The following is a 25,095-nucleotide window of genomic DNA, read 5'->3' on the forward strand; positions in this document are numbered from 1 at the left end:
CGTCTGCGCACTTCTAACAAGGAATATTCGTCATGAGTGATCTGGTTTCCTACGACCTCGAAGACGGCATTGCCACGCTGACTCTGAACAATGGCAAGGTCAATGCGCTGGCGCCGGCCGTATTCGACGCGCTCAACGCCGCATTCGATCGTGCAGAGCAAGACCGCGCGGTGCTGATTCTCACCGGCCAGCCGGGGATTCTGTCCGGCGGTTATGACCTCAAGGTGATGACTTCCGGGCCTGAAAGCGCCATTGCCCTTGTGGCCACCGGTTCGGCCTTCACGCGACGAATGCTTGCCCATCCCTTCCCGATTATCGTGGCATGCCCCGGACATGCCATTGCCAAGGGGGCGTTCCTGCTGCTTTCCGCCGACTACCGCATCGGTGTCGACGGCGCATTCAACATTGGTCTCAATGAAGTGCAGATCGGCATGACGATGCACCATTCGGGTATCGAACTGGCGCGGGATCGGCTGACCAAACCGGCGTTCCAGCGTTCGGTGATCAACGGCGAAATCTTCTCTCCGCAGGCGGCGCTCGAAGCCGGCTTCCTCGACAAGATCGTTCCTGCTGGTGAGCTAATGGACATCGCCAAAGCGACCGCGGCACAGCTGAAAAAAATCAACATGACGGCCCACAAGAACACCAAACTCAAGGTACGCAAGGCGCTGCTGGAAACCTTGGATCAGGCCATCGTACTGGACAAGCAACATTCAGTCGTCTCCTGAAGATAATTTTCGCCGGACCGTCCATTCCTGGCGGACCTGCGTTTAAACTGCGAGTGCAACGCCCCGCCATGGCGGGGCGTTTTCATTCCTATCGTATCGCCTCGCAGGAGAGCCCTGATGTCCGCCCCGCACACCCCGGTAGAACGCGCAGATTTCGACCAGGTCATCGTTCCCACTTTCGCACCCGCCGCCTTCATCCCCGTGCGTGGCCAGGGTTCGCGAGTATGGGATCAGCGCGGGCGAGAACTGATCGACTTTACCGGCGGCATCGCCGTGAACGTGCTTGGTCATGCCCATCCGGCACTGGTGGCTACGCTGACTGAGCAGGCCAGCAAGTTGTGGCACATCTCCAATATTTTCACTAACGAACCGGCGCTGCGGTTGGCCAAGAAGCTGGTCGCCGCGACCTTCGCCGATCGGGCGTTTTTCTGTAATTCCGGGGCCGAAGCGAACGAGGCGGCATTCAAGCTGGCGCGCCGCTATGCCTTCGATAATCACGGACCAGAGAAATGCGAAATCATCTCCGCAGTAAACAGCTTCCATGGTCGGACGCTGTTCACCGTGACGGTCGGTGGCCAGCCAAAATACTCCGACGGTTTCGGACCAAAGATTCAGGGCGTCAGCCACGTTCCTTACAACAATCTCGATGCGTTGGCCGCCGCTATTTCCGATAAAACCTGCGCCGTGGTGCTTGAGCCAATTCAGGGTGAAAGCGGCGTTCTGCCGGCCGATCAGGCTTATCTCGAAGGGGCCCGCAAGCTGTGTGACGAGCACAACGCATTGCTGATCTTCGATGAGGTTCAGACCGGCATGGGCCGTACCGGCGAGCTTTTCGCCTACATGAATTACGGGGTCACGCCGGATATCTTGACCAACGCCAAGAGCCTCGGTGGCGGTTTCCCGATCGGGTTGATGCTGACCACAAATGAAATCGCCGCACATTTCAGTGTTGGCACCCACGGCACCACCTATGGCGGCAATCCGCTCGCCTGCGCGGTGGCCGAAGCGGTGGTCGATATCGTCAACACCCCGGAGGTTTTGAACGGCGTCAAGGAGCGGCACGAGCGCTTCAAACGCGGGCTATTGGAGATTGGTCAGCGCTACGGACTGTTCGATCAGGTGCGCGGTATGGGCATGCTGATCGGCTGCGTGTTGAACGAGGCGTGGAAAGGCCGCGCAAGAGAGATCTTCGATGCCGCCGAAAGGGAAGCGTTGATGATTCTGCAAGCCGGTCCTGATGTCATCCGTCTGGCACCGAGCCTGATCATCGAGGAAGACGATATCGCTGAAGGTCTCGCTCGCTTCGAGCGGGCGGCGGCGAAATTGACCCAGGCCTGATCAAGGCCTGAATCCGGCTGGGCGGCTAACGTCCTGCCTTCTTTATCCATCGAGAGTTTTGACCATGAGCGATAGCCTGCAACTGATCCTGGAAGACGTAGACGGTACTCAGCTCGAAACGTCCTGCACCCGTTTTGCCGTGATGTGGCAAGGACGGGAGGTGTGGATTCAACAGGTCGGCAACAACCAGCTGATGATCGGCGTTGACGTGGAAGACGGTGACACTGAATACGCCAATCTGCTGCTGCGCCCGCTGGCTACTAATCTGGTCAGTCTCGAGCTCGAGATGGAGCCCGTCGAGTCGGCCGAAGACGATCATGTTCATGGGCCGGACTGCGGCCACGACCACTGACGGACCGCTTGCGCTCGGCAACTTGTCGAGCTGTGACGCGCTGGTCTGAGTCGGGCGACTGCAATCGGCTTCGGCTTGGCGCGCCCGCCCGAAGCGCGCCGGTTATTGCTCAGACGCCGGTTGGAGGATTGGCGAGTGAATCGTTGCCGGTGACCGTCGCGGTAGAGGTGGCTGCCTGAGCGTTGGCTTTCATTCGCGCCTGGTCCGCTTCGCTGCGCTCCAGCGGCATGCTCCGGTAGTTGCCTTCAGCCATTTTGGCTTGGTCGTTCACTTCGCAAAGCACGCGCTTGGCTTCGCAGTGTCCCGTCACGCCGCGTGCCAGGGCCATACCGCCCACCGCCAGCTGCAATAGCCCGCCCAGACCACCGCGGCCGATGCCCTTGCCGAGGAAGTAGAGCCCGCCTGCGATCGATGCCGCGCGCTCCCAGCCATGCACATTTTGCGATGCCTGGTTTGAGGATGTCCTGGTCATGGGTGATCGCTCCGAACAGTGGTGTGATAGGTGACCCCGGCGCGCCGGAGGCGTTCCGACCACAAGTCGGTAAACCTGCGGTCTACAGAACGGCACCATCAGCCCAGACTCACTGCAGATGTCTCGGGTCATGCAGTGTGAAAGCTTTGACGCCTTAGCGCTTCGCCATATTGAAAACCTTGAGTACGAAAGCGTATTCCAAGGCCACATCCTTCAACCCCTGATAACGACCGCTCATGCCGCCATGGCCGGCGCCGAGTTCGGTCTTCAACAGCAGCAGGTTGTCGTCGGTCTTGCTGGCGCGAAGTTTGGCTACCCATTTCGCCGCCTCCCAGTATTGGACCCGACTGTCGTTGTAGCCGGCGACCGCGAGGATTGCCGGATAGGCTTGCGCCTGGACATTCTCGTAGGGCGCGTAGGCCTTCATTCGCGCGTGCACGTCCGGCTCGTTGGGGTTGCCCCATTCGTCGTACTCGGTGACGGTCAGGGGCAGCTCTTCGTTAAGCATGGTATTGAGCACGTCGAGGAAGGGCACTTCGGCGATGGCGACACCGAAGAGTTCCGGACGCTGATTGAGCACCGCACCGATCAGCAGACCACCGGCACTGCCACCGCTGATGGCCAGGCGTTGCGGCGTGGTATAGCCATCGGCGATCAGTTTCTCCGCGCAGGCGATGAAGTCGCCGAAGGTGTTCGTTTTGTGCTCCAGCTTGCCGGCGCGGTACCAGGCTTCGCCAAGATCGCCGCCGCCGCGCACGTGGGCGATGGCGAAGATGAAACCACGGTCGAGCAGCGACAGCCGCGCATGGGAGAACCAGGGATCGAGGCTGTGGCCGTAAGCGCCGTAGCCATACAGATAAAGCGGTGCGGCTTTGCCGAACGTCTCACTGCGACCCACCAGGCTGATCGGTACTTGCGTGCCATCCGCTGCGGTTGCCCAGATGCGCCGGCTTTCGTAGGCATCGGCGTCGAAGGGGCCTTCCACCGGGGTTTCTTTCAGAACCTTCTGTTCGCCATTGGCAAGCTGCAGCTGACGAATCTGCGCGGGACGGTTGAGCGCTTCGTAGCGCAGACGGATCACCGGGCTGTCGAATTCCAGGGTGTTCTGCACGTGCAGGCTGTAAGCCGCGTCCGGCAGTTGCAGGCGATAGGGTGCATCGTTCTGCGGCCGTACCTCGATGATCGGCAGGCCGGCTTCGCGCAGGCTGAGAGTAAGGGCACTAGCATTCAGGCTGATCTCTTCGAGCATCACCGCGTCGTCTTGTGCGACCAGCTCTTGCCATTTTTCCCGTTGCGGCGCGCTTTCCGCCGCCTGATACAGCGCGAAGTTGATGCCGGTCTGGTTGCTGCGCACGAACCAGCGCCATTCGCCGTCAAGCTGGCCGTGGTCGGGGTAGTACTCGTGGTTCTCCTCGCGAGGGGCAAGGCAGGTCCAGCGGCCTTCCGGTTCATCGGCCGGCAGTACCCAGGCTTCGCTGGTGGTCTTGCTGTTGGACAGGATCACCAACTGGCGCTCAGAGCTGGTGCGGTAGCAATGCACGAAATAGCGGCCATCCGGGTCGTGGTAGACCTCGCTGCGGCCTTCTTCTCCCAGGCGATGGCGATAGATCTTGTGCGGGCGGTGGGTGTCGTCGAGTTCGCCGAAGAACAATGTCTGATGGTCGTTCGCCCAGGTCATGCTGCCGTCACAATTGTCGAAGGGCAGGGCGGTGACTTCGCCGCTCTCCAAATCCTTGACGAACAGCCGGTAGATTTCATCGCCCTGGGTGTCGAGGCTGTAGGCCAGCTTGCGCTGATCCTGGCTAACGCTGAAGGCGCCCAGCGAAAGAAAGCCTTCACCGGCCAGTTCGTTGGGGTCGAGCAGCAGTTGCTCGGCGTTTTCATCGACCGTGAGCGAACCGTCCGCTGGGCGCGGGCAACGGTAGTGACGCGGGTATTCATCCCCGGCCGTGGTGCGCTGGTAGTAAAGCCACGGACCCCATGGGGCGGGCAGCGAGAGATCGGTCTCGCGGATGCGGCTCTTAATTTCTTGGAACAGCACTTCGCGCAGCTCGGCCTGGTCTGCCAGCTGGCGCTCCAGGTAAGCGTTTTCAGCCTTCAGATAATCGAGCACCTCAGGTGCGCCACGGTTCTCCAGCCACTTGTAGGGATCTTGGCCGCTCTCGACGCGGGCGATGGGTACAGACATGCATAACTCCTGAAACGCGGCCGCGAGCGGCGCAGCTGAACGAGGTGAAGCAGGCGAGGAGTGTACTAGGTGCCTCGTCAGTGTGACGACGCCGCGCGGTTTGGGTTCATCGCGCCGACATATCCGCAGCGGCGGCATTTGAGGCCTTGGCTAGGCTTAACTGTTCGACTGGCAAGGGTGAGCGTCTTCGAGCGGATAGACAGCTGATTGACAACAGATCGCTTTTCCATGAAGGTGTGCTACCCAAATCAAACGGGCGTATGAATCGAGCGTTTGCCATGCAAATGCCGTCAGCCCGGTTTATCGTGTCGGTGGGTGTCGTTTCATCGAATTCGGTGACGGTCGTTCAGGCCGATGACGTGCGGCACGTAACGTTCAGCTTCCATTCCTGGAGATCAGTTGATGATTTACGAAGGTAAAGCCATCACGGTTAAGGCTCTTGAGAGCGGCATCGTCGAATTGAATTTCGACCTCAAGGGTGAGTCCGTCAACAAATTCAATCGCCTCACCCTCAACGACCTGCGTCAGGCTGTCGACGCCATCAAGGCCGACGCGTCGGTCAAGGGCGTCATCGTCACCAGCGGCAAGGACGTGTTCATCGTCGGCGCCGACATCACCGAATTCGTCGACAACTTCAAGCTCCCAGACGAGGAACTGGTCGCCGGCAACCTCGAAGCGAACAAGATCTTCAGTGATTTCGAAGACCTGGGCGTGCCTACCGTCGTCGCCATCAACGGCATCGCCCTGGGTGGCGGTTTCGAAATGTGCCTAGCGGCCGACTACCGCGTCATGTCCGCTACCGCCAAGGTCGGTCTGCCGGAAGTCAAACTGGGCATCTACCCGGGCTTCGGCGGCACCGTTCGCCTGCCACGTCTGATTGGCGTCGACAACGCCGTCGAGTGGATCGCCTCGGGCAAGGAAAACCGCGCCGAAGATGCGCTGAAAGTGCATGCCGTCGATGCCGTGGTCGCTCCGGAGAAGCTGCAGGAAGCGGCGCTGGATCTGATCAATCGCGCCATTTCCGGTGAGCTGGACTACAAGGCCAAGCGTCAACCGAAGCTGGACAAGCTCAAGCTCAATGCCATTGAGCAGATGATGGCCTTCGAAACCTCCAAGGGCTTCGTCGCGGGTCAAGCCGGTCCGAACTATCCGGCGCCGGTCGAAGCGATCAAGACCATTCAGAAAGCTGCCAACTTCGGTCGCGATAAGGCGATCGAAGTCGAGGCCGCCGGCTTCGTCAAACTGGCCAAGACCTCCGTGGCGCAGAGCCTGGTCGGCTTGTTCCTCAGCGACCAGGAGCTGAAGAAGAAGGCCAAGAACTACGACAGGCAGGCCCGTGAAGTGAAACTGGCTGCCGTGCTCGGTGCCGGCATCATGGGTGGCGGTATCGCCTATCAGTCGGCCATCAAGGGTACGCCGATCCTGATGAAGGATATCCGCGAGGAAGGCCTCCAGATGGGCCTGGACGAAGCGTCCAAGCTGCTCGGCAAGCGCGTCGAGAAGGGTCGCCTGACCCCAGCGAAGATGGCCGAAGCCCTCAATGCGATTCGCCCGACCACCTCCTATGGTGATTTCGGCAATGTCGACATCGTCGTCGAGGCCGTGGTCGAGAACCCAAAGATCAAGCAGTCGGTACTGGCTGAAGTCGAAAGCCTGGTGCGTGAAGATGCGATCATCGCCTCCAACACCTCGACCATTTCCATCAGCCTGCTGGCCCAGGCGCTCAAGCGTCCGGAAAACTTCTGTGGCATGCACTTCTTCAACCCGGTGCACATGATGCCGCTGGTGGAAGTTATTCGCGGCGAGAAGACCAGCGAAACCGCCATCGCCACCACGGTTGCCTACGCCAAGAAAATGGGTAAGAGCCCGGTCGTGGTCAACGATTGCCCGGGCTTCCTGGTCAACCGTGTGCTGTTCCCGTACTTCGGCGGCTTCGCCCGCGCCATCGCCCACGGTGTCGACTTCGCTCGCGCCGACAAAGTGATGGAGAAGTTCGGTTGGCCCATGGGCCCGGCCTACCTGATGGACGTCGTCGGCATGGACACCGGCCACCACGGTCGTGACGTCATGGCCGAAGGCTTCCCGGACCGCATGAAGGACGACAGCAAGACCGCCGTCGACGTCATGTACGAGGCCAACCGCCTGGGCCAGAAGAACGGCAAGGGCTTCTACGCCTATGAAGTGGACAAGAAGGGCAAGCCGAAGAAGGTTGTCGACCCGCAGTCCTACGAGCTGCTCAAGCCGATCGTCAGCGAGACCCGCGAGCTCTCCGATGAGGACATCATCAATTACATGATGATCCCGCTGTGCCTGGAAACCGTTCGCTGCCTGGAAGACAACATTGTCGAGACCGCCGCCGAAGCCGATATGGGCTTGATTTATGGCATCGGTTTCCCACCCTTCCGTGGTGGTGCACTGCGCTACATCGATTCGATCGGTGTCGCCGAATTCGTGGCGCTGGCGGACAAGTACGCCGATCTGGGCCCGCTGTACCACCCGACTGCGAAGCTGCGTGAAATGGCTGCCAACGGCCAGCGCTTCTACGGTTAATCGAGCGAGAGTGAAGATATGAGCCTTAATCCGAGAGACGTCGTCATTGTCGACTTCGGCCGTACCCCGATGGGTCGTTCCAAGGGCGGCATGCACCGCAACACCCGCGCCGAGACCATGTCCGCGCAACTGATCGAAGGCGTGCTCGCGCGCAATCCGAAAGTCGATCCGGCAGAAGTGGAAGATGTGATCTGGGGCTGCGTCAACCAGACCCTGGAACAGGGCTGGAACATCGCGCGCATGGCGTCGCTGATGACCCGCATTCCGCACACCAGTGCTGCGCAGACCGTCAGCCGCCTGTGCGGCTCGTCGATGAGTGCGCTACATACTGCCGCTCAGGCGATCATGACCGGCAATGGCGATGTGTTCGTCGTCGGTGGTGTCGAGCACATGGGCCACGTCAGCATGATGCACGGCGTCGACCCGAACCCGCAGCTGTCGCTGTATGCCGCTAAGGCGTCCGGCATGATGGGCCTGACCGCTGAGATGCTGGGCAAGATGCATGGCATCACCCGTGAGCAGCAGGATGCCTTCGGTGAGCGTTCGCACCGTCTGGCGCACAAGGCGACCGTCGAAGGCCTGTTCAAGGATGAAATCATCCCGATGCAGGGCCATGACGAGAACGGCTTCCTCAAGGTCTTCGACTACGACGAAACCATTCGCCCGGAAACCACCCTGGAAAGCCTGGCCACCCTCCGGCCTGCGTTCAATCCCAAGGGCGGCACCGTGACGGCGGGGACTTCCTCGCAGATCACCGATGGCGCGTCCTGCATGATCGTGATGTCCGCACAGCGCGCTCAGGATCTTGGCATCCAGCCGCTGGCCGTGATTCGCTCGATGGCGCTGGCTGGTGTCGATCCGGCGATCATGGGCTACGGTCCTGTACCGGCTACCCAGAAGGCGCTCAAGCGCGCTGGTCTGACCATGGACGACATCGATCACGTCGAGCTCAACGAAGCCTTTGCCGCTCAGGCGCTGCCCGTGCTGAAGGATCTGAAACTGCTCGACAAGATGGAGCAGAAGGTCAACCTGCATGGTGGCGCCATCGCCTTGGGTCACCCGTTCGGCTGTTCCGGTGCGCGTATCTCCGGCACTCTGCTGAACGTCATGAAGCAGAACGGCGGCACGTTGGGGGTCTCCACCATGTGTATCGGTCTGGGCCAAGGTATCACCACGGTGTTCGAACGCGTCTAAGCTGTTCGGTGACACGGAAACCGGGGCCTCGTGCCCCGGTTTTCATTTGATGGGTATGTGATTTTTTCAGAGGCAGTCCAGATGCAGGTCACACCAGGTCGTTATCGTCATTACAAAGGCCCCGAGTACCGGGTATATGCAGTTGCCAGGCATTCCGAAACCGAAGAACCAGTCGTCTTCTATCAGGCGCTCTACGGGGATTTCGGTCTTTGGGTGCGTCCGTTGTCGATGTTTACCGAGACGGTGGAGGTCGACGGCGAAACGCTCCCCCGTTTTGCATTGGTCGAAGCCGAGCCCAGCCGTTTTTGAGTGCCGTCAGGCCACTCTGGCTTAACCCTTATGCTTGACCTCGGCTCTATCGCCACTATATATAGCGGTGCTTTCAAACCGAGTGCTGGCGACTTCGCCGGGTTTCGGGCAGTACAAAACCCACCGGACAGCCAGGCCGCCAATGGATTCTGGCCGTGGGTACGAAAGATTTCCGGAGCAAATGACTGCTCTTTGCAGTCCCGTAAAAGGGCTGCTTCGCTTCTTTCAGGCAGGTCGAGCGTTCGTGACGCCCGGCTACTGTCGGTTCGATATTCTCAGTTCACCTCTCGATTCAGGAACTCTCGTCTCCATGGGTAAATCGCTGGTCATCGTGGAATCACCGGCCAAGGCCAAGACAATCAACAAGTATTTGGGCAACCAGTACGTGGTGAAGTCGAGTATCGGCCACATCCGCGACCTTCCTACCAGCGGTTCCGCGGCTCGCGAACCGGCCAAGCGTGGCAAGGCCGTCGCCGAGGCTCCTGCGCTGTCGCCGAAGGAAAAAGCCAAGCGTCAGCTGTTCACCCGTATGGGGATCGACCCTGAGCACGGCTGGAAAGCCAAGTACGAGATCCTGCCGGGCAAGGAAAAGGTGATCGAAGAGTTGCGTCGCCTGGCCAAGGAAGCCGACACCATCTATCTCGCGACCGACTTGGATAGAGAGGGGGAGGCCATCGCCTGGCACCTGCGTGAATCCATCGGCGGTGACGACAGCCGCTTCAAGCGCGTGGTGTTTAACGAGATCACCAAGAAGGCGATCCAGGAAGCCTTCTCCAAACCGGGCGAGCTGGATATCAACCGCGTCAACGCGCAGCAGGCACGACGCTTCCTCGACCGCGTAGTGGGCTACATGGTTTCGCCGCTGCTGTGGGCCAAGATCGCCCGCGGTCTGTCGGCCGGGCGCGTGCAGTCTGTTGCGGTGAAGCTAGTGGTCGAGCGCGAACGTGAGATCCGCGCCTTCGTTCCGGAAGAGTATTGGGAAGTTCACGCCGACCTGGCCACCGCCGACAAGGCCAAGGTTCGCTTCGAAGTGGCGCGCGAAAATGGCGAGGCGTTCAAACCGCTGAACGAAGCTCATGCCATGGCTGCGCTGGAGCAGTTGCGCGGGGCGAGCTACAACGTCACCAAGCGCGAAGACAAGCCGACCAGCAGCAAGCCGTCCGCGCCCTTCATCACATCGACCCTGCAGCAGGCGGCGAGCAATCGCCTCGGCTTCGGCGTGAAGAAAACCATGATGATGGCCCAGCGTTTGTACGAAGCCGGTTACATCACCTACATGCGTACCGACTCGACCAATCTCTCGGCCGATGCCGTCGGCATGGTGCGCGGCTTCATCCAGGACGAGTTCGGCGATAAGTACCTGCCGGAAAAGCCCAACGTTTATTCCAGCAAGGAAGGCGCCCAGGAAGCGCACGAAGCGATCCGCCCGTCCGATGTCAATCTGCGGCCGGCGCAGCTGTCCGGAATGGAACGTGATGCTGAGCGGCTCTACGATCTCATCTGGCGCCAGTTCGTCGCCTGCCAAATGCCGCCGGCGCAGTATCTGTCCACCAGCGTCGCGGTGACAGCCGGGAACTTCGAGCTGCGTGCCAAGGGCCGCATTCTCAAGTTCGACGGTTATACCAAGGTCATGCCACAGCAGAGCAAGAGCGGCGAAGACGATGTACTGCCGGAGATGAACAAGGGCGATGCCATGGTGCTGCTCCAGCTTGACCCGAGCCAGCATTTCACCAAGCCGCCGGCGCGCTTCTCGGAAGCAAGCCTGGTCAAAGAGATGGAAAAGCGTGGCATCGGTCGGCCGTCCACCTATGCGGCGATCATCTCGACCATTCAAGATCGCGGTTACGTGTCGCTGCACAACCGTCGCTTCTACTCCGAGAAGATGGGCGACATCGTCACCGAGCGCCTGTCTGAAAGCTTCAACAACCTGATGGATTACGGCTTCACCGCCGGCATGGAAGAGCACCTCGACGACGTCGCCCAGGGCGAGCGTGAATGGAAGCACGTGCTGGACGAATTCTACGGCGACTTCCGCAAGAAGCTGGATGTCGCCGAGGCCGGCGAAAATGGTATGCGTGCCAACCAGCCGACGCTGACCGACATTCCCTGCAAGGTCTGTGGCCGACCGATGATGATCCGCACGGCTTCCACGGGCGTGTTCCTCGGCTGCTCTGGTTACAGCCTACCGCCGAAAGAGCGCTGCAAGTCCACGGTCAATCTGATTCCGGGTGACGAGATCGCCGCCGACGATGAGGGCGAATCCGAATCTCTAGTATTGCTCGGCAAGCGCCGCTGCTCAATCTGTAGCACCGCCATGGACGCCTACCTGCTAGACGAGACGCACAAACTACACATCTGCGGCAACAACCCCGACTGCACCGGCTACGAGATCGAAGAAGGTCAGTACCGCATCAAGGGCTATGAAGGTCCGAGCCTGGAATGCGACAAGTGTGGCAGCGAAATGCAGCTCAAAACCGGTCGTTTCGGCAAGTTCTTCGGTTGTACCAACGCTGAGTGCAAGAACACGCGCAAACTACTCAGAAGTGGTGAGGCGGCGCCGCCGAAGATGGATGCGGTGAAGATGCCGGAACTCAAGTGCGAAAAGGTGGACGATACTTATGTTCTGCGTGACGGCGCATCCGGGTTGTTCCTTGCGGCCAGTCAGTTTCCAAAGAACCGCGAAACCCGTGCACCGCTGGTGTTGGAGCTGATTCCACACAAGGACGAGATCGACCCGAAGTATCACTTCCTGATGAGTGCGCCGCAGAAGGATCCGGAAGGCCGCCCAGCCGTTATCCGCTTCAGCCGTAAAACCAAGGAGCAGTATGTGCAGACCGAGGTGAGCGGCAAACCGACTGGCTGGAAGGCGTTCTACGATGGCAGCAAGTGGAAGATAGAAGACAAAACCACCAAATAGGCTGAAGCTGGAAAGAGAGCTCGAGGCTGGGCAGAACGGAAGCCGCATAGCCTCGATGGAAGCAGGCGGTGTGCCTGCAACTTTCTTGACGCTGATCTACGAGAGCGACCCGCCATGGCTCATGAGCTGTATACCCGAACCAATCAGAAGATCTATTTCGCCGGGCTCGCTCTCAAGAATTGGCGTCGGGCCGAAGAGCATGGCGCGCTGAACGCTCCCGGCGTAATCCAGGCAGAGCGAGAGGCCAGTCTTTTTCACCTGTACGGCGCGCTGCTAGGCCTTTGCCATGAGATTGCCGGTTATTACCGTCTGCCTGGAGCGAGCGCGCCGCGTGTCGAATTGCTGTTGGTGCGCCCGACGACCGATCCCTCTCCCAGTCCGGAACTTGCAGAGCTGAGCGAGTTGGCCGCGTACTCCGAAACCTGGCTTGCGCAATTGTTGCAGGCCCATACCGCGCTATTCGAGCCGCCACGCGCTCCTGCCAAACGCAAGACCGATCCAACCATGCCGTTGATCGAGGCGATCAGCGTGGACGAAGAAACCCCGGAATTGGCGCGTGCGGATGTGGAATCCTGGCGGAGCAATTTGAAGGATCTGGCCTTGCGCTTCCGCGAATCGCTCACCGAGTGGTGAACGGAAAGCCTTATGCGGCTTTCCGGGGCTGCGTCATGTGTTGTGCTTGACCCGCAGGACCAGAGCGATGCCGCCCAGGATTGCAACACCGGCAATCAAGAGTTGGACGGTTAGCGTTTCCCCGAGCAGCAAGCTGCCCGCAAGCGCAGTGATAAGCGGCACACTCAGCTGCACGCTGGCGCCCTGAATAGCCGTAAGGCCAGGTAACGCGGCATACCAGATCGCGTAGCCGACACCCGATGTCAGCCCGCCGGATAACAAGGCGTATATGACTCCTGCGCGGTCCCATTCGAGCCCATCCAAAGCCAGTAGGCAAAGCACGGCCATGAACGGCAGGCTGCGAATGAAATTCCCAGCGGTGGCGGCCAGCGGATCGGGCGCGCCTTTTCCAAGCAGCGAATAGGCTGCCCAGGCGACACCTGAAATTACCATCAGCAACGAAGCCGATAGCGGCGGCATGCTCGTGCCGGGTAGAAGGATTGTGACCAGTCCCCCTGCAGCCAGTACCAGTCCAGTGATCTGCAGGCGGGATAGCCGCTCTCCTGTGATGAGACCCCAGACAATCATGCTCAGCTGCACGGCACCGAACAGCAGCAATGCTCCAGCGCCAGCATCGAGGTGTAAATAGGCATACGAGAACGCTGCAGCATAGGCAAAGAGCGCGAGGGCGCCATACCAGCCGCCAGCTGCAGCCGAAGGGCCGTTACGTAGCCGTAGCAGTAGCCACAGCACCAGCGCCCCGGCCAGCAGGCGCAGCGCGGTAAAGCTTGTAGGGTCGATCTGGCTGTCACGTAATGCGGCACGGCAAAGCAGCGAATTGCCAGCAAAGGCGAGCATGGCCAATGCGGTCAACAGTAAGGTTCTTGTGCTCATCCTGAGTCCTTGAAGCGGCTAGGGCTGTCCTGACTGCTGTCCGGACGTCTATAAAGTCCCATCCTACTGTGTCGTTGATCGACGGCGCACCTGCTTTAAGCCCACCGCTCCCATGATGAGCACGGCACGGTTCTCACGTGGAGAAGCCAAGGGCAGCCGACAAGTCGGTCGGCTGTTACAATGCGCCGTTTCACGGGGAACAGACTCATGCCAACATCGTTTCTGGAAATCGTCGAGCTACCCGACGGTACCATCGTGCTGCGTCGTGCTGAGGATGAGGGTGTTCTGGTCACGCTGGATTTTTCCGACGATGCCAAGGTGTTCCTGCAAGGTCAGCATGTCGAAATCGCCAAGGCGATGTTCAATGTCGGCGTGCAAATGGCGGGACGAGTATCAGAAGGGGAGTTCGAGCGGGAGGAAGAGGGGCCGCGCGTACTACATTGAGAAGGCTGCCTGGTTGCCTATGCGGCTGGGCGGGTTTCGGCACTTCCTTATGCCGAGCAGCTGGGGTCAGTTTCCCAAGCGTATGTTCAAACTGCGCGCGCTACCTTGGTCCGCTGTCGCGCGGAGTTTCAGCCGACCATGTTTGTCGAGGCGCGGCAGCCAAGTGATGACCGTATGGCTGCAGCCTGACATGAGCGCTTTGCATGCCAGCTCAAGAGCACCTTGCGTCTCTCGGGCTTGCAACAACAGAATGCGGTCGCGGTTGAGTCCGGTATCTCGCAGCCAGCTTTGTGAAAGCGATGCGGGTGGCGCAATCAGTGTTAGCCAGCGCGTATCGGCAGCTTCGCTAAGATCTCGAAGGATGGATGCGAGCAGCAGGTGACAGTGATCACTACTACCGCTCAGGGTCATTTCGCTCAGGCTGTCATCGGTTTCTTTTGACTTGCTGCGGACGACTTCCTGAATTGGCATCAAGCGATGTGCAATCAGGCCTTCGAACAAGGACAGCTGCGGTGGTTTGCCTGTGGTGGGCTGGGGGTGGTACTGCATCAACCTCTCCTTGGCAGGCTGTTGAAACTGCCTGCATTGCCAATACTTCGTTAAAAACAGCCTCAGGCGCTCATTCAAACAGTCAGCTCGTAAGCGAGGCCGGTCCGCATCTTCGGCTGTTTTTCCGTAGGTCGTCGCGCCTCGTCTTGCCTACCTTTTTTAACGGTCTGTTAGCGGCGTATCACACCGACACTCAACCCTTCGATAATAAGCTCTTGTTCCTTGAGATCGATTTCGATTGGGGCAAATTCAGGGTTTTCGGCCAGTAGCCAAACCTTGTGGCCCTCACGCTTGAAACGTTTCACAGTGACCTCATCATCGATGCGGGCCACAACGACCTGACCGTTGCGCGCTTCTCGTGTGGTATGGACGGCCAACAGGTCTCCGTCAAAAATGCCGATGTCTCGCATGCTCATACCGTGCACGCGCAATAGGTAATCGGCTTTCGGGTGAAAGAATGTCGAATTGATTTGGCAGGACTCTTCTATATGTTGCTGAGCCAGAATGGGCGCGCCAGCGGCGACTCGCCCAATGATCGGCAAGCCGCTTTCCTCGGCTGCGGGTTCGAAGCCGGGAATACGTATCCCGCGCGATGCGCCAGGCGTCATCTCGATAGCGCCTTTTTTGTTCAGCGCTTTCAGATGCTCTTCGGCCGCATTGGGCGATTTGAATCCCAGCTCTTGAGCGATCTCCGCCCGCGTAGGTGGGTAGCCGTTGTCTTCCAGGCAGCGCTTGATGAACGAAAGAATTTCCGACTGGCGAGGGGTCAGCTTGATCATGAGCGTCTCTGTGCTTTTATACAGTGACTGGGATTATATACAGTGCCTGATGCTTGGCAATCGTTGTTTGGTGGGGAGCTGGAGGAGCGTGCCGCTAACTTTGGTTGAAAGCGAAAGCGTTCAGGCGCTTTGATGGTTGACTTGATGTGGGCTGAAACGTAAGTTTCAAACAAGTGTTTGTCGGAGGAGGGGGCATGGCGCAGTCTGAAACAGTGGAGCGTATTCTTGACGCAGCGGAACAGTTATTCGCTGAGAAAGGCTTCGCCGAGACTTCGCTTCGTCTTATCACCAGTAAGGCCGGGGTGAATCTGGCTGCGGTGAACTACCACTTCGGTTCGAAGAAGGCCCTGATCCAGGCGGTCTTCTCGCGTTTTCTCGGCCCGTTCTGTGTGAGTCTCGAGCGTGAGTTGGACAGGCGTGAAGCCCAGTCCGACAGAAAGGAAAGTCTCGAAGAGCTGCTGGAGATCCTCGTCGAGCAGGCGCTGGCGGTGACGCCGCGCAGTGGCGACGACCTGTCGATCTTCATGCGCCTGTTGGGCCTGTCCTTCAGCCAGAGCCAGGGCCACCTGCGGCGATACCTCGAAGATATGTATGGCAAGGTCTTCCGTCGCTACATGATGCGGGTGCATGAGGCTGCCCCTTCGATTCCGCCGATCGAACTGTTCTGGCGCGTACATTTCATGCTCGGCGCGGCGGCGTTCAGCATGTCGGGCATCAAGGCGCTGAGGGCGATAGCCGAGAACGACTTCGGTGCCAGAACGTCCATCGAGCAGGTCATGCGGATGATGGTTCCGTTTCTGGCGGCCGGTATGCGAGCTGATTCCGGCGTGGACGATCCCGACCTGGCGCAGGCTCACGCCATTGCCCGTCGCAATGCATTGGCAATGCCGGCCAAGAGTTGAGGTGCACGGTTTGGGAACGATCGGCTAAGCTTGCCGCCCATGTCTGATCTCGATTTACTCCATATCTCAATTGCCGACCAGCTGCTCTACGGATTTTCCGAAGGCAGGCTGCGCCTCAGGCTTCCCGTGTCGACCGCCCTTAATGGTGCGGGGGAACGCAACGGTTCCGGTTGTACGCCGCGTGGCCTTCACCGGGTGCGCGCGCGCATCGGCGAAGGATTGCCGGCCGACGCTGTTCTGCGTGGCCGCCGTTGGACTGGCGAGGTCTGGAGCCCGGAACTGCATGATTGCTACCCAGGACGCGATTGGATACTGACCCGCATTCTTTGGCTCAGCGGTTGCGAGCCCGGATACAACCGAATGGGCGCGGTCGATACCTTCCGTCGATACATCTATTTGCATGGCACGCCTGATTCAGAGCCCATGGGCGTACCGCTCTCTCACGGCTGCATCAGGCTGCGCAATGCCGACTTGCTCGATCTGTTCCCGCGGGTGCCGGCTGGTTGTGCCGTACAGATAGGCGAAGCGGCATGCCCCGATTGGTCGAGCGCAACGCTGAATTAAGGATCTGCTCAATATCATGCAAGGTTCATTGATGCTGGACATCGCCGGCACTTGGCTGACCGCCGAGGATCGCCAGTTGCTGCGTAAGCCGGAAGTAGGCGGGTTGATTCTGTTCGCGCGCAATATCGAAAACCCGCGTCAGGTGCAGGAACTCTGCCGTGCGATTCGGGCTGTACGGCCTGACATTTTGCTTGCGGTCGATCAGGAGGGCGGACGCGTTCAACGGCTGCGGCGTGATTTCATCCGCCTACCGGCGATGCGCGAATTCGCGTCGCGCGCCGATGCACCGCAATTTGCGGAAATCTGCGGTTGGGTGATGGCCACGGAAGTATTGGCGGTTGGACTGGATTTTAGCTTCGCGCCAGTGCTCGACCTCGATCATCAACGCAGCGCAGTGGTTGGTTCACGCGCTTTCGAGGGCGATCCGCAGCGCGCTACCGAGCTTGCGGGCGCGTTCATTAAGGGTATGCACAGCGCTGGAATGGCAGCCACAGGCAAGCATTTTCCGGGCCATGGGTGGGCCGAGGCTGATTCGCACGTGGCGATCCCGGTCGATGAGCGAGGGCTCGAGGCGCTTCGCCAGCGTGACCTGATCCCGTTCCGGCGGCTAGCTGGCGAACTGGATGCGGTAATGCCGGCCCATGTGATTTATCCACAGGTAGACGACAAACCGGCTGGTTTCTCTCAAAGGTGGCTCCAGGACATCCTGCGCAAAGAGCTGGGCTTCCAGGGCGTGATCTTCAGCGATGATCTGTCGATGGCCGGTGCGCATGTCGCGGGTGATGCGGCGAGTCGCATCGAGGCAGCGCTTGCGGCGGGCTGCGACATGGGGCTGGTGTGTAACGACAGGGGTGCAGCTGAACTGGCACTGTCGGCGCTGCAGCGTCGCGGCGCGCAACCGTCACCGATGCTGGCGAAGATGCGCAGTCGTGTTTCAGGCTCGCTGGAATACAAGCAGGATCCGCGTTGGCGCGCATCGATTGCCGCGCTCAAAGCAGCCGAATTGATCGTTTGACCAAGGAAACAAAGATGACAGTCCACGCCATTATTGGCGGCACCGGGCTCACCGAGCTGCCGGGGCTCAGCCTGCATGAAGCTGTACCCATGGAAACGCCCTACGGCCCGCCATCAGCGGAAATTCTGCGCGGGAAATATGCTGGTCGAGAAATACTCTTTCTGGCGCGCCATGGTCATCCGCATCGCATCCCGCCGCATCAGGTGAACTATCGCGCCAACTTATGGGCGCTCAAGCGCGCCGGGGCGCAGGCGATCGTCGCGGTGAACGCCGTCGGCGGCATCCATTCGGCGATGGGGTCGGGCCACTTGTGTGTACCGCATCAGCTCATTGATTACACCTATGGGCGTGAGCACACCTTCTTCGAGGGCGACATCAAGCACGTCACTCACGTCGATTTCAGCTACCCCTACGACGAACCGCTGCGTCAACGTCTGATTGCCGGTCTGGCTGCCGAGGGCTACCTATTCAGCAGTCATGGCGTTTACGGCTGTACCCAGGGGCCGAGGCTGGAGACAGTGGCCGAAATTGCCAGAATGGAGCGCGATGGGTGCGATATCGTCGGCATGACCGGCATGCCCGAAGCGGTGCTCGCTCGCGAGCTTGAGCTGCCGTACGCCTGCCTGGCACTGGTGGTCAATCCGGCCGCCGGCAAAACCACCGGTGTGATCACTATGGCTGAAATCGAAGCGGCGCTGGCGGAAGGGATAGTCAAGACGCGGGCGGTGCTTGCACGAGCGCTTGGTTGATTGAACGCAGACGCAGCGGCGTTCTGGGGGGAGGCCGAAAGGTGAGCAGAGCGCGACGGGACCATGGCAGCGGCAGGAGTAGCAAAGACGTAGCAGGGACATGCTAATTTCGCCATACACCCATTGCAGCTGATCTGCCGCTTGCTACACTTGGCCGTCCTTTGGAGTACCGGAATGCTTTGCCACTCACTTATAAGAAGAATATCGAGAGCAGTGGTTTTGCTGGGTCTGCTGTCTGGCCTTGCGGGTTGTTCGACCTGGTTCAGCGGCGATTTCAAAGATCCTCGGGTTCAGCTTACCGATGTTGAGATCATCAAGGCGAGACTCCTTGAGCAGCAGTTCATGCTGCGTTTTCGCATCGACAATCCCAATGAGCAGAGCCTACCTGTACGTGGCCTGATCTATAGAGTTCATCTCAACGACATTGAGCTGGCGAGCGGCGAGTCCAGCGGCTGGACGACAGTTCCCGGTCATGGCTTCGACTACTACGAAGTGCCCATCCACACCAATCTCTGGCGGCATATGAAGTACATCGTGCGCTTGCTCGAGAAGCCGGATCGGCCGATCGCCTATCGTCTGGATGGTGAGCTGAAAACTGGTTTGATGCTCGGGCGACGCGTGCACATCTCCACCAATGGCGAGATAATCCCCGGCAACTTTATCCCGGAGTAGCGACACCTCATGAACCACGAAACCCACGTGCACGGTCCCGATTGCAATCACGACCACGATCACGACCATGCACCTCATGTTCACGGCCCGCACTGCAATCACAGCCATGATCCGGTACGCAATCCGCTGAAGGATGTCGGCCGCAACGACCCTTGCCCCTGCGGTAGCCAGAAAAAATTCAAGAAGTGCCACGGAGCCTGATCCGCTCATGACGCCCCTTGCCATTGTGCTGTTCGTTGCTGGCCTGTTGCTGATTGTGGCGCTGGCTGGATACGCTCTGCATCTGTGGCGCAGGGTCTGGCGCAGAGAGCAACAACTCGCGGCCCTGCAGGCGCAGCAGCAAGTGGCGCTTGCGGCTGATCTGCGCGTGCTCGCCGGCAGCCTGCTCGACGAGCAGGTGCCGCTGATCGAAGGCGCGATTCGGATCAAGGTTCTGCTGGACAATTACGATTCGAGCCTTGGGCAGGATCCGCGCTGCCAAGTATTTCAGACGCTCTTCGAGGCAACCGAACAGGTACCCACGCACGCCGCCTGGAAAGCCTTGGACAAAACCGAACGCCGCCGTCACGAAGCCAACTTCAGTGCGCTCGAACTGCAACACAAGGCAGCGGCTCGCCGGTCCGCTCGCTGGTTGCTCGACGACGTCTTGCCGAAAGCTCGGGAAGCCGCCTGAGCGCGACGGCATACGCATCGCATCCTCTATCCTGTCTATTCCTCATGCCCTGCCTGCAAGGAGCCATCATGTCTCTGCGTCTGCCGTTCGTTCTGTTTCGCCTGACTCTGGGCGCTGCATTGATCACTGGCGGCCTCAGCGGTTGTCAGGCCTACCTGGACAGTCGCTACAGCGACAGTCTTCCGCCCTCACATGGCGTCCAGGCAATTACCGGTCTGGACAAGAGCGTAAGTATTCGACGCAACACGCTGGGAATGCCGTTGATCGAGACGGCGACGTTCCACGATGCGTTGTTCGGCCTGGGTTATGTCCATGCCACAGATCGCTTGAGCCAGATGGTCAGCTTGCGTCTCATTGCTGAAGGGCGGCTTGCAGAGATGGCTGGGCCTGGTGTGCTGGATATCGATCGCTTCATGCGCGCTGTCGATCTTCGAAAAAGCGCTGCCTTGCTCTATCGCGATGCGTCGCCGCGAATGAAGCGTTTCTTCGAAGTCTATACGCGAGGCGTCAATGCATACCTGTTCCGCCATCGCGACAGGCTGCCGATGGATCTGGCCGCCGCCGACTACACCCCTGAATATTGGAAAGCTGAGGACTCGGTGCTGGTGTTCTGCCTGCTGAATTTCGGCCTGGCGGTGAATCTGCAGGAAGAAATCGCGTCGCTGGTCATGGCGCAGAAAGTCGGCAGCGACAAGCTCGCTTGGCTGATGCCCGTCTATCCTGACGAGCCGCTGCCATTCGAAGAGGCCCAGAAGCTTAAGGGACTCAAGTTGAGTGGAGACATACCGGGACTTGCTGCGCTCGATAACGCTGCTTCCCAGGTTGCCTCACTGAACATGCTGGGTGTCGCCGCTTCGAACAACTGGGCCGTATCCGGCAGCAACACCCGCAGCGGCAAACCGCTGATGGCCAATGACACGCACCTGCCGTTGTCGTTGCCCTCTTACTGGAATTTCGTGCAGATCCGTTCGCCTAGATTCCAGGCTGCGGGGGTGACGACCGCAGGCGTGCCCGCCGTGGTCGCGGGCTTCAACGGCAAGCTCGGTTGGGGCATGACGATGGTCATGGGAGATAACCAGGATCTGTTTCTGGAGCAGGTACGCCGTGAGGGTGGCCGCTTGCTTTATCTCGCCGATGGTAAATGGGTGCCTGCCCGAGAGCGCCACGAGACTTTTTTCGTCAAAGGTGGACGGCCGCAGCGCGAGACAGTTTACGAGACCCGTAATGGCCCATTGCTGAACAGCGTACTGGGCGAGCGCAAGCATCCGTTGCAACCTTTGCAGCTGAGTAGCGGTTACGGGCTTGCGCTGAAAACCACGCAGTTCGAAGGCGATCGGTCGCTGGATGCGTTTTTCGACCTGACTCGCGCGCAATCGGTGGATCAAGCGTTCGAGGCGGCTCGTGAAATCCGTGCCGCGGCACTCAATATCGTTTTTGCCGATGAGCAGAGCACCGGCTGGCAGGTGACCGGGCGCTATCCCAATCGTCGCGAAGGCCTGGGTCTGATGCCGTCACCAGGTTGGGAGGGCCGCTACGACTGGGATGGCTTCGCCGATCCCATGCTGCACCCCTATGATCAGGACCCGTCACAAGGCTGGCTGGCAACTGCCAATCAGCGCACCGTCGCCAAAGGCTACGGCATGCAGTTATCAAACTCCTGGTTTTACCCGGAACGTGGCGAGCGCATTGCCGAGCTGCTTGCTCAGGGCAAACAGGACAGCCGCAGTGCAATCGCCATGCAATACGACCAGACCACGACCTTTGCTGCCAAGCTGCAAACGATGCTGCAGGCGCCAGGAATGGTCGAGTCGCTGAAAACCGCCATCGATACGCTCGCCGCACCTGAGCGAGACAGGGCGCGCGAGGCGCTTACGAGCCTTCTGAGGTTCGATGGTAAGCTCGCCGCAAACTCCGCCGACGCCGCTCTGTATGCCGCCTTCCTGACGGAGTCGGCGCGACAGACCTTCCTCGACGAACTCGGGCCGGACACCAGTGCTGCATGGAAGGGACTGGTGGATATCGCCAACACATCCTACTCGGCGCAGGCGGACCACTTGCTCGGTCGCGACGACAGCCCGTTCTGGGATGACCTGAGCACGCCGCTAAAAGAGGACAAACCCGCCATTCTGGCGCGCTCCCTGGCAGCGGCAACCAAACGCATGGAAGCCGCCCAGGGGCTGGATCGCGGTGCCTGGCGCTGGGGTGGCTTGCACAGCTACACCTGGCAAACCGGGACCACACAGCTAGCGCCCTACATGTCGGCCAGTCAGCGTGCTGGGATCAACGCCATCGCCAACTATCTCGACCGCGGCCCGTTCGCGGCGGGAGGCGATCACAGCACCCTGAACGTTTCCGCTTATCGCTGGGGCGACAACTTCGATACCTGGCTGATCCCGGCCATGCGCATCATTGTCGATTTCGGACGCGATGAACCGATGATGGGACTTAACAGCTCCGGTCAGTCAGGTAATCCGGCCAGCCCGCACTATGCCGACGGTATCGATGCGTGGTTGAAAGGCGGATACATGAGCTTTCCGTTCAAGGCCGAGAATCTGGACAAGGTCTACGGTACTCAACGGCTATTGCTCACCCCGGCGCGTCAGTAGCGTCGGGGCAACCTAGTGCGGTACCCGGGCCACTTCCAGCACGGTGATGGACGCTGGATCAGGGTAGTGCCAGCGCACATCGATGTCCCACAGGCGCGTGCCGTAACGGCGTGCCGGTGAAGGCGTCTGATAGGCCGGTCTCGGGTCTTGAGCCAGACACTGTTCGATCAACTCCTGCAGCGGCTCGCCCAACCGCAGGGCTTCGCTACGGGCCTGTTGCAGACTCGTCTCGGTCCAGCGCACGGTTATCGGCTCCGGCGCATCGGCAGCCAAGCCGTTGTGAGCATTGGTGATTGCATCGGCATACGGCACGTAAGGTTTGATATCCAGCACCGGCGTGCCGTCCAGCAGATCGATTCCCGACAGCTGCAGGCGGCCAGGTGCGATCCCTTCCAGCCTGACCACCGATTGTCCAATCCCATTCGGGCGGTGCGTCGCGCGGGTCGCGAAGACACCTACCATACGGTTGCCACCTAGTCGCGGCGGACGTACCCGCAGGCGTGGCTCGGCTTCCAGCGTCTGATGGAAGAGAAATAGCAGCCAGACGTGACTGACCTGTTCGAGGCCTTCGATCGCATGGGCCTGGTCGAACGGCGGCAGCAACTCAAGAACGCCACGTGCCGCGGGTGCCAGTTGCGGCTGCCGAGGAATGGCGAACTTCTCCTTGAAGCAGGAGCGGATGAAACCAATGGGCGATACGGAATAGGACATGCGCGTGCTGTATGCGGTGAAGAAAGCGGCCATCTTACCTGCTGGCGCAGGGTGGTATGTTCAATGGCTGCGCAGCAGGCACCTCCGAAGGGAGGCTTGCCAAATAATCTTTCCATCCGCCCACAAAAAAGCCCCGGTATGAACCGAGGCTTTGAAGTTTGGCTCCGCGACCTGGACTCGACTGCGCAGCAGAACGCGCTTTAGCGCGGCCCCGAAGGGGTGAGGCTTGCCGAATAACCTGGGACATAGTCCCTGGTGAGAGTCCCGCAGCCACAAAAAAGCCCCGGTATGAACCGAGGCTTTGAAGTTTGGCTCCGCGACCTGGACTCGACTGCGCAGCAGAACGCGCTTTAGCGCGGCCCCGAAGGGGTGAGGCTTGTCGAATAACCTGGGACATAGTCCCTGGTGAGAGTCCCGCAGCCACAAAAAAGCCCCGGTATGAACCGAGGCTTTGAAGTTTGGCTCCGCGACCTGGACTCGAACCAGGGACCCAATGATTAACAGTCATTTGCTCTACCGACTGAGCTATCGCGGAACAGCGGTGCGTATCCTACTGTTTACAAAAGGGAAGTCAAGTCCTTGCCGATCAGATCACCTGCACGATGGCGTCGGTGACGTGGTCCAGGTTGTTGTGGTTAAGCGCGGCCGCGCAGATGCGTCCGGTGCCGATGGCGTAGACGCCAAACTCGACGCGCAGGCGCTCGACCTGAGCGGCGGTCAGCCCGGAATAGGAGAACATGCCGCGCTGCTTGGCGACGAAGCTGAAGTCCTGTTTGGCGCCTTTCTCGGCCAGCAGGCGGACCATGGTCAGGCGCATTTCGCGAATGCGGGTGCGCATCTCGCCCAGCTCGGCTTCCCACATGGCGCGCAGTTCCGCGTTGTTAAGCACGGCGGAAACCACGGTGGCGCCGTGAGTCGGCGGGTTGGAGTAGTTGGTGCGGATCACGCGCTTGATCTGCGACAGCACGCGGGTCGACTCTTCGCGGCTCTGGGTGACCATCGACAGCGCGCCGACGCGCTCGCCATACAGCGAGAAGGATTTGGAGAACGAGCTAGAGACGAAGAAGGTCATGCCGGATTCGGCGAATAGGCGCACCGCAGCGGCGTCTTCCTCGATGCCGTCACCGAAGCCCTGGTAGGCGATGTCGATGAAGGGTACGTGATCTTTGGCACGCAGGACTTCCAGTACCTGCTTCCAGTCTTCGGGCAGCAGGTCGACGCCGGTGGGGTTGTGGCAGCAGGCGTGCAGCACGACGATGGAGCGGGGCGGAAGATTCTTCAGGTCTTCGAGCATGGCTGCGCGGTCGACGCCATGAGTGGCGGCATCGTAATAGGCGTAGTTTTGTACGGCGAAACCGGCGGATTCGAACAGGGCGCGATGATTTTCCCAGCTGGGGTTGCTGATGGCGACCACGGCATCCGGCAGGATGCGCTTGAGGAAGTCGGCACCGATCTTCAGCGCGCCGGTGCCGCCTAGGGCTTGGCTGGTCACTACGCGGCCGTCGGCCACCAGCGCCGAATCCGCGCCGAATAGCAGTCCCTGAACCGCCATGTCATAGCTGGCGATCCCTTCGATGGGTAGGTAACCGCGCGGTGCGTTCAGCTCCAGGCGTGCCATTTCTGCAGCGGCAACTGCGCGCAACAGAGGAATGCGGCCTTCTTCGTTGTAATAAACGCCAACTCCCAAGTTGACCTTGTTCAGCCGCGTGTCGGCGTTGAAGGCTTCATTGAGGCCGAGAATCGGATCGCGCGGCGCCATTTCGACAGCAGAGAACAAACTCATGGTGGGGAGGCTCGAAGAGAAGAAGGTGAGTGATACAGCACCCTCGCTTCGCGCTGAGGGCGGTGCGCAAACGGGGCAGGAGTATAGCCGCACC

At 59.9% G+C, this 25,095-nt stretch carries 24 protein-coding genes and 1 tRNA gene; 17 read left to right on the plus strand and 8 right to left on the minus strand.

Annotated features, from left to right (window positions below):
* Positions 1–32: 32 nt before the first annotated feature.
* From V6943_RS09970 to V6943_RS09980, 3 genes are all read left to right on the plus strand, one after another.
* On the plus strand, positions 33–728 hold the full coding sequence (locus tag V6943_RS09970; protein ID WP_340553371.1) for a crotonase/enoyl-CoA hydratase family protein: 696 nt from the start codon (positions 33–35) through the stop codon (positions 726–728).
* 117 nt (positions 729–845) lie between these two features.
* Complete coding sequence (locus V6943_RS09975; protein ID WP_340553372.1) at positions 846–2,066, plus strand: aspartate aminotransferase family protein; 1,221 nt, start codon at positions 846–848, stop codon at positions 2,064–2,066.
* 64 nt (positions 2,067–2,130) lie between these two features.
* Positions 2,131–2,418 (plus strand): topoisomerase II, encoded by a 288-nt coding sequence (locus V6943_RS09980; RefSeq protein WP_131648334.1) that lies wholly within the window; start codon positions 2,131–2,133, stop codon positions 2,416–2,418.
* A gap of 109 nt (positions 2,419–2,527) precedes the next feature.
* Here V6943_RS09980 and V6943_RS09985 read toward each other — a convergent pair whose 3' ends face one another.
* Complete coding sequence (locus V6943_RS09985; RefSeq protein ID WP_131648335.1) at positions 2,528–2,890, minus strand: YgaP-like transmembrane domain; 363 nt, start codon at positions 2,888–2,890, stop codon at positions 2,528–2,530.
* Positions 2,891–3,044: 154 nt separating this feature from the next.
* Positions 3,045–5,078 carry a S9 family peptidase gene (locus V6943_RS09990; RefSeq protein ID WP_340553373.1) on the minus strand — a complete coding sequence of 678 codons (2,034 nt, stop codon included), beginning with the start codon at positions 5,076–5,078 and terminating at the stop codon, positions 3,045–3,047.
* Positions 5,079–5,480: 402 nt separating this feature from the next.
* Between V6943_RS09990 and fadB the strand changes: the two genes are divergently transcribed.
* The 5 genes from fadB (at position 5,481) to V6943_RS10015 (ending at position 12,681) form a co-directional block, all read left to right on the plus strand.
* Positions 5,481–7,628, plus strand: a complete 2,148-nt coding sequence (gene fadB, locus V6943_RS09995; protein WP_340553374.1) for a fatty acid oxidation complex subunit alpha FadB — start codon at positions 5,481–5,483, stop codon at positions 7,626–7,628.
* Between the two features lie 18 nt (positions 7,629–7,646).
* Positions 7,647–8,822 carry an acetyl-CoA C-acyltransferase FadA gene (gene fadA / locus V6943_RS10000; RefSeq protein ID WP_131648338.1) on the plus strand — a complete coding sequence of 392 codons (1,176 nt, stop codon included), beginning with the start codon at positions 7,647–7,649 and terminating at the stop codon, positions 8,820–8,822.
* Positions 8,823–8,903: 81 nt separating this feature from the next.
* On the plus strand, positions 8,904–9,131 hold the full coding sequence (locus V6943_RS10005) for a DUF1653 domain-containing protein (RefSeq protein WP_131648339.1): 228 nt from the start codon (positions 8,904–8,906) through the stop codon (positions 9,129–9,131).
* A 310-nt stretch (positions 9,132–9,441) separates the two neighbouring features.
* On the plus strand, positions 9,442–12,048 hold the full coding sequence (gene topA, locus V6943_RS10010; RefSeq protein WP_340553375.1) for a type I DNA topoisomerase: 2,607 nt from the start codon (positions 9,442–9,444) through the stop codon (positions 12,046–12,048).
* A 114-nt stretch (positions 12,049–12,162) separates the two neighbouring features.
* The gene (locus tag V6943_RS10015) at positions 12,163–12,681 is read left to right on the plus strand and encodes a DUF6586 family protein (RefSeq protein WP_340553376.1); all 519 of its coding nucleotides are present in this window, start codon (positions 12,163–12,165) and stop codon (positions 12,679–12,681) included.
* Positions 12,682–12,714: 33 nt separating this feature from the next.
* Here V6943_RS10015 and V6943_RS10020 read toward each other — a convergent pair whose 3' ends face one another.
* Positions 12,715–13,554 carry a DMT family transporter gene (locus V6943_RS10020; RefSeq protein WP_340553377.1) on the minus strand — a complete coding sequence of 280 codons (840 nt, stop codon included), beginning with the start codon at positions 13,552–13,554 and terminating at the stop codon, positions 12,715–12,717.
* Positions 13,555–13,761: 207 nt separating this feature from the next.
* On the opposite strand from V6943_RS10020, the gene V6943_RS10025 reads away from it, so the two are divergent.
* Positions 13,762–13,998 carry a hypothetical protein gene (locus V6943_RS10025; protein WP_131648343.1) on the plus strand — a complete coding sequence of 79 codons (237 nt, stop codon included), beginning with the start codon at positions 13,762–13,764 and terminating at the stop codon, positions 13,996–13,998.
* A gap of 66 nt (positions 13,999–14,064) precedes the next feature.
* On the opposite strand, the gene sulA is transcribed toward V6943_RS10025, so the two are convergent.
* Both sulA and lexA read right to left on the minus strand, forming a co-directional pair.
* Positions 14,065–14,547 (minus strand): SOS-induced cell division inhibitor SulA, encoded by a 483-nt coding sequence (gene sulA, locus V6943_RS10030; RefSeq protein WP_340553378.1) that lies wholly within the window; start codon positions 14,545–14,547, stop codon positions 14,065–14,067.
* A gap of 170 nt (positions 14,548–14,717) precedes the next feature.
* Positions 14,718–15,326: a transcriptional repressor LexA gene (gene lexA, locus V6943_RS10035; RefSeq protein ID WP_181102494.1), complete on the minus strand. Its 609-nt coding sequence runs from the start codon at positions 15,324–15,326 to the stop codon at positions 14,718–14,720.
* Positions 15,327–15,520: 194 nt separating this feature from the next.
* On the opposite strand from lexA, the gene V6943_RS10040 reads away from it, so the two are divergent.
* The 8 genes from V6943_RS10040 to V6943_RS10075 all read left to right on the plus strand — a co-directional run bounded on the left by V6943_RS10040 (position 15,521) and on the right by V6943_RS10075 (position 22,507).
* Positions 15,521–16,228 (plus strand): TetR/AcrR family transcriptional regulator, encoded by a 708-nt coding sequence (locus V6943_RS10040; protein WP_131648345.1) that lies wholly within the window; start codon positions 15,521–15,523, stop codon positions 16,226–16,228.
* Between the two features lie 39 nt (positions 16,229–16,267).
* Positions 16,268–16,792, plus strand: a complete 525-nt coding sequence (locus V6943_RS10045; RefSeq protein ID WP_131648346.1) for a L,D-transpeptidase — start codon at positions 16,268–16,270, stop codon at positions 16,790–16,792.
* A gap of 16 nt (positions 16,793–16,808) precedes the next feature.
* Positions 16,809–17,807 (plus strand): beta-N-acetylhexosaminidase, encoded by a 999-nt coding sequence (gene nagZ, locus V6943_RS10050; protein ID WP_340553379.1) that lies wholly within the window; start codon positions 16,809–16,811, stop codon positions 17,805–17,807.
* A gap of 14 nt (positions 17,808–17,821) precedes the next feature.
* Complete coding sequence (locus V6943_RS10055) at positions 17,822–18,556, plus strand: S-methyl-5'-thioinosine phosphorylase (protein ID WP_340553380.1); 735 nt, start codon at positions 17,822–17,824, stop codon at positions 18,554–18,556.
* A 174-nt stretch (positions 18,557–18,730) separates the two neighbouring features.
* Positions 18,731–19,228 carry an LEA type 2 family protein gene (locus tag V6943_RS10060; protein WP_131648348.1) on the plus strand — a complete coding sequence of 166 codons (498 nt, stop codon included), beginning with the start codon at positions 18,731–18,733 and terminating at the stop codon, positions 19,226–19,228.
* Between the two features lie 9 nt (positions 19,229–19,237).
* Entirely contained in the window at positions 19,238–19,429 is a 192-nt protein-coding gene (locus V6943_RS10065) for an SEC-C metal-binding domain-containing protein (protein WP_131648349.1), read from the plus strand.
* A 7-nt stretch (positions 19,430–19,436) separates the two neighbouring features.
* The gene (locus tag V6943_RS10070) at positions 19,437–19,901 is read left to right on the plus strand and encodes a DUF2489 domain-containing protein (RefSeq protein ID WP_340553381.1); all 465 of its coding nucleotides are present in this window, start codon (positions 19,437–19,439) and stop codon (positions 19,899–19,901) included.
* Between the two features lie 68 nt (positions 19,902–19,969).
* Positions 19,970–22,507, plus strand: a complete 2,538-nt coding sequence (locus tag V6943_RS10075) for a penicillin acylase family protein (protein ID WP_340553382.1) — start codon at positions 19,970–19,972, stop codon at positions 22,505–22,507.
* 12 nt (positions 22,508–22,519) lie between these two features.
* Here the strand turns inward: V6943_RS10075 and tsaA are convergent, their stop codons facing one another.
* From tsaA to V6943_RS10090, 3 genes are all read right to left on the minus strand, one after another.
* Entirely contained in the window at positions 22,520–23,218 is a 699-nt protein-coding gene (gene tsaA, locus V6943_RS10080; protein WP_340553702.1) for a tRNA (N6-threonylcarbamoyladenosine(37)-N6)-methyltransferase TrmO, read from the minus strand.
* Positions 23,219–23,677: 459 nt separating this feature from the next.
* Positions 23,678–23,753, minus strand: a tRNA-Asn gene (locus tag V6943_RS10085).
* 51 nt (positions 23,754–23,804) lie between these two features.
* The gene (locus V6943_RS10090) at positions 23,805–25,001 is read right to left on the minus strand and encodes an amino acid aminotransferase (RefSeq protein WP_181102482.1); all 1,197 of its coding nucleotides are present in this window, start codon (positions 24,999–25,001) and stop codon (positions 23,805–23,807) included.
* Positions 25,002–25,095 lie beyond the last annotated feature (94 nt).

The organism is Pseudomonas sp. CBC3, from assembly GCF_037967085.1.
Classification (GTDB): domain Bacteria; phylum Pseudomonadota; class Gammaproteobacteria; order Pseudomonadales; family Pseudomonadaceae; genus Stutzerimonas.